4 protein-coding genes and 1 pseudogene are annotated in these 4,940 nt (G+C 30.0%); 2 read left to right on the forward strand and 3 right to left on the reverse strand.

Annotated elements, in window-relative coordinates; all coding sequences use genetic code 11:
- A pseudogene (locus tag SK086_RS13475) lies at positions 1–962 on the forward strand (hypothetical protein); the annotation flags it as partial.
- A complete protein-coding gene (locus tag SK086_RS13480) occupies positions 946–1,533 on the forward strand; it encodes a hypothetical protein (protein ID WP_324692321.1) in 588 nt (195 codons plus the stop codon). The pseudogene SK086_RS13475 and the gene SK086_RS13480, both read left to right, overlap by 17 nt.
- A 386-nt stretch (positions 1,534–1,919) precedes the next feature.
- On the opposite strand, the gene SK086_RS13485 is transcribed toward SK086_RS13480, so the two are convergent.
- The 3 genes from SK086_RS13485 to SK086_RS13495 all read right to left on the reverse strand — a co-directional run.
- Positions 1,920–2,954, reverse strand: coding sequence for a tyrosine-type recombinase/integrase (locus SK086_RS13485; protein WP_324692322.1), 1,035 nt, complete (start codon positions 2,952–2,954; stop codon positions 1,920–1,922).
- A gap of 423 nt (positions 2,955–3,377) precedes the next feature.
- Positions 3,378–3,980: a hypothetical protein gene (locus SK086_RS13490; RefSeq protein WP_324692323.1), complete on the reverse strand. Its 603-nt coding sequence runs from the start codon at positions 3,978–3,980 to the stop codon at positions 3,378–3,380.
- A partial coding sequence (locus SK086_RS13495) for an RHS repeat-associated core domain-containing protein (RefSeq protein WP_324692325.1) occupies positions 3,949–4,940 on the reverse strand: 992 nt, incomplete at its 5' end. The genes SK086_RS13490 and SK086_RS13495, both read right to left, overlap by 32 nt.

Raw genomic sequence — 4,940 nt, forward strand, 5'->3', positions numbered from 1 at the left:
CTTACAGGTATGGGTTTCAAGGGCAAGAAAAAGATAATGAGATTAAGGGTGAAGGAAATTCCTTAAACTACACCTTTAGGATGCATGATCCGAGAGTGGGAAGGTTTTTTGCGGTAGATCCATTGTTTAGAAAATACCCTTATAATTCTCCTTACGCATTTAGTGAGAATAGAGTGATGGACATGATAGAGCTAGAGGGTCTTGAGGCGGCTACACCAAAAGAACAACAAAATGCGGCGGCTGCGGTTAATAATTTTGCGAATGATCCTAATACTTCAACTGTTTGGAACAACATACCAAAAGTAGATTTTGTGAATTCTCTTATGAATATGTTGAATAACCCTCAATCAATTAATCAAAAAAGCACGAATCTTTGTGGGGTAGCCGCATCATGTAAATCAGGTATTGAATATAATCCTGAAGAATTTGTAAATATGGCCATAGGTTTGTATAAATACGGAAAATATGGTCCTTCAATTGAAGCCAATGAAGATTTATTGAATAGTGCACCAACTAACGGACTTGATGCGGCAAGTTATGTTATAATGTCATCATTACGTACTTCCTTAAATGTTTATGGCAATAGTTATAACCCTGCAACAGATAGTGGACCTTCAGGATTTACTTGGCCTAGTGACATTGATAAAATGACAACCAAAATGTTCGGAATGCAAAGAACTACTGAAAATAACTGGGCAAAAGGTATAAGTTTGAAAGATGGTATTAATAAATCTGTTAATACTGGTGATTTTGTGATTCTTTTGGTTAATACTGACCATTTTATGGGTAAATCAACATGGAGCGCTATTCCTGATCATTATATTCAAGTAAAAGGAGTGACAAAAAATCCAAATGGCACTATAAATGTAGAATGGTGGTCATGGGGTAATAAACAATCGACACTAACAATGACGGAAGATCAGCTTAACAATTCAACCTATGCTTATGGCTCATTTAGATAGAAAAATAAAAATCATAATATTTAGTATTTTTATTGGAGTATGCTTATACTTGTTATTATTCCAAAAGCAAAAAAATTATTATAGGATAAAAAATTTAAAAATTAAAGAGTTATACATTAAATCTGGTAAACTCTACCAGTTTGATGATTCCGCAGCGGTTAATCCAAAGGAGTTTCAATTTATTGGAGTTTCAATTGAAATAAATAAAGAATATATATCTAAACCCGGTTCAAGAAGAATTTTATTTGGAGGATCGATGGAGAAAGGTATTGATGGTATTTCCAGAAATTCTCTTGAATTAACTCTTTTGAGTAATACAAATATAAATATTGACAAATATTTGTTTGCAGAATTGAATGGAATTGACAAAAATGATTTAGGGGCAAGAGAGCTGACGTTATATGAAAAACATTTATCATTAAGCAAATTTATTGCCAACATTAATTCAAATGAAGAATATACAAGGGGTATTAGCTTTGACACTAGACCAATTTTTTTTATTTTTAATAAACAGGACAGATTGAAATTCCAAAATAAGCCGAAAATAATTTTAAAGATTATTAATCATTAAAATTCAATAGATAAAAATTATGATTTTATATTTTCTCCATTCTTACACGAGCATCTCATTCTAGTGATAAAATTTAAACAGCCCGATGGAGCAGGAATGACAAAAAGTGAATCTCAACGCAATCGTTGGCCCAGTTTTATAAACTGTGCCCTAAACAGTGATAAAAAAAACACTAAGGCGTATTTTTTTGTAGATACAAACTATAAAGGTGAAACGTTTTTAGTGAAGAAATCCCCATTAACCCGCGAATCCTTTGGAGTGGTAATAACTAATAAAAATAATAAACACTTTCTCTCTTGCACCTATCCTTTCGGATTGTCAATGATAGATAAATACGCAAATTAGAGTGTTTATTAGTCTATGTTGTGATAAAGAAACAAGTAAATTCAATAACTCTCCAACTTACTATACACCTTATCAATCTCCCTATCAATATAAACTTGTGCATAATGCACATATCTGTTAAATGCAGTACTTGAGCTGCTGTGGCCACTTATTTTTCGCACCAAGTGTTCGGGCATGCCAAGTATTAGAAATGTAGTAATCGCAGTTCTTCTCATCATATGAGAACTCATTTTATCACAAAACCTTATATTACCTGTTTGCAATTGTTTGGTTATACCTTGTCGTTCTCGAGAAACAGAAATTATGTTGGTAAACTCTGCAAGTTCACCGATTCGTTTTATACTTCTGTTAAAATTGAATAAAGGCATATTTTTGAACAAATATGTTTTACTACTTGCAGTCTTGTAGTTTAGGTAAATCTCAATTGCATATTCAGGAAGTTTTATTGAACTAGTAGTTTTTGTTTTTTTTGATTTTACTCTCAAGTACCAGTCTTGTCCTAACTGCTCAAAATTTTTATTGGTCAATAAAAAAATATCAGAATATCTCAGGCCAGTTGTACAACCAAAAACAAAAATGTCTTTAACCTTTTTTAAACCCGGAGTTAGTTTGGTCTCAAAATTTTTGTCATGGATTAAAAACTTTAATTGTTCCGGTGATAGTACCAAAACATCAACTTCCTCTTTCCTAACATAAAATTGTTTATGAAAGTCTCCAACAAAAATATCTTTTTCTGTTTTTAAATAATTAAAAAATACTTTTATAACCTTAATTGTTGCACCAACATAATTATCATAGCAACCCCGTTTATATAAAAACTCGGTAAAATTTTTATAAAACTTTTTCCAATACTTTTTTTCAGACAATAATTCCCTTTTGCTCAATTTTAAAACATCACATACTAACAATTCTGTTCCTATGTGTTCAGAAAATAAAATGAGATTTTTCAGAACATACTTGTAATTTTCTATTGATTTTTTTGTGATGCGTTCACCATTTTTTTTCAAACGCTTTCCTGATTCTGAATCTTTTATAAATTCTTTGAATAAAGGAATCAATGCATTACACTTTTTCATGTATTGGCTTTTGTCAAAAGTACATCAAATGGATCGAAGTAAAAAACTAAAATCTCTATAACTATAAGTACTTACGCCTTTATAACAACCAACAAAAAAACACGCCCGTAAGCGTGTTTATCTATCATTGACCATCCGAAAGGATTCGGGCGTGAGCGAGGGAAATAAATAACTTGTTAAAGCCTAACTTTTTTTGATAAAAAAAGTATATACGCTTTATTGGTTTACATTATTTCTACCAAGTTAAATTCGAAAGGGTTGACGTAAAATGACTTGTATTCTTATGTAGTTTATTAAATCAGAATCATTTAATGTTTATTCTAATTTCCTATATTTTGTCGCGATGCATCAATAAGGTAACCACAAACAGTTGTGTAAAAACAACACATTTACAAGTTGTTTTTGTTCTTAATAAATAAAAAATTAATTATTTTTTATCCCTGATTTTTTTTTTAGTTTACTTATTAAAAGGTTTTCAAGATCTATATACGAAATAATTGTTTCAATAATTTTCTCATTTCCTTTTTCAGATTTAACCAAAGTATCTAAAAAAATAATCTCTTCAACAATACCAATTTTTGGTATTTTTTTATCATAATTTTCAATTACTCCATTTTCGTTAAAATTAAATTCACTTAATTTTAATAATTCTAAGTTACTAAAATCTTTTTTTATACTATCATTTCCTTTAAATACAACATATCTGTCTGTGCCTATTTTATAGAATCTATTGTATGGTGAGAAATAATATAACTTATTTCCATCTATTTTTAAAAATCTACTTTTATCATAGTCAATTTCCCCATTTGATAAAAAACAAATTCCTTCTTTAACAAACTTATCTTTGTTATTCAGAATGTTATAAATACATTCAATATGACCATTCTTATCTTTATAAACTACTATACTATCAATACTATTTTCGTAAGTAGCTTTTATTAGTTTATCAGACTTATTACATGATAACAATAAAAATTGCAAACAGAATATCAAGCTAAGACTTTTTTTTGTTATTTTTTTTCGCATTTTGAACTTTTTTATAATCTTCTTGATATTTTTTTTCAACAGAATCTTTGAACTTTTCTATTTTATGCTCTTTAACTTTTTTGGTTTTTTTATCTGAGAGAGGGAAAGGACTGTTGTTTGGAACAATATTAACCTTACCATTTATCTCAAGATATTCTACATCATATATATTTTCTTTTTCATAACTAACTTCAATTTTACCATCTTTTAGGTTCACTTCGCCTGCTATGCCATTTTTGTCAAAAATATTCTGAATAATTTCACTTGTATTTCCTATCGCATCAACCGCTGCATCTAACCCTTTAGGTAATGACCCGCCTCTAAGTATTTCTGTAACCGCCACTAATGCACTCATATCAGTATCTTTTTCGCTTCGTGCTTTTCCATTAGATTTGTTTGAGCTTGCTATACCGTCTTTACCCCAACTTGTTGTAAAAACATAACCATCTTCTATTTTTATATCTGAATCACCACCAAAATTTATAGAAGGTATTTCAGGAATAAAATCCCAATCTGCATCTCTAGTATATCTAGGAGCGTATTCGGTTTTGTGATTTTGAACAGATTGTGTGCCATCTTCATAAATAATAATAGTACTACTGTGGATAATATCACTATATTGATAATCCCAATCCTTATAATAGTAGTCTCTAACATTAACTATTTTTTTATCTAATTTATCTGCATCGATTATCTCAAATATCATTTCTGTTTTTCCAGTTTTATGATTAATAACAGTAGTTACTTGCCATTCTGTGTTACCATCTGGGTCTATGAATAAATTAGGATTATCAAAAAATGCTTTGTAAGGTGACCAGCTGGGTTGTAAAGAAAATTTTAAATCTGGAGCAAACCATCTTCCAACTCTTGGGTCTAACATCCTCGCTCCAAAGTCATAACTATTCCCTTCACCCTTAATTTCATCATCTTTCTCCATTCCATTAAACCCATACCTGTAAC

The sequence above is a fragment of the Flavobacterium cheonhonense genome (assembly GCF_035671315.1).
Lineage (GTDB): Bacteria > Bacteroidota > Bacteroidia > Flavobacteriales > Flavobacteriaceae > Flavobacterium > Flavobacterium cheonhonense.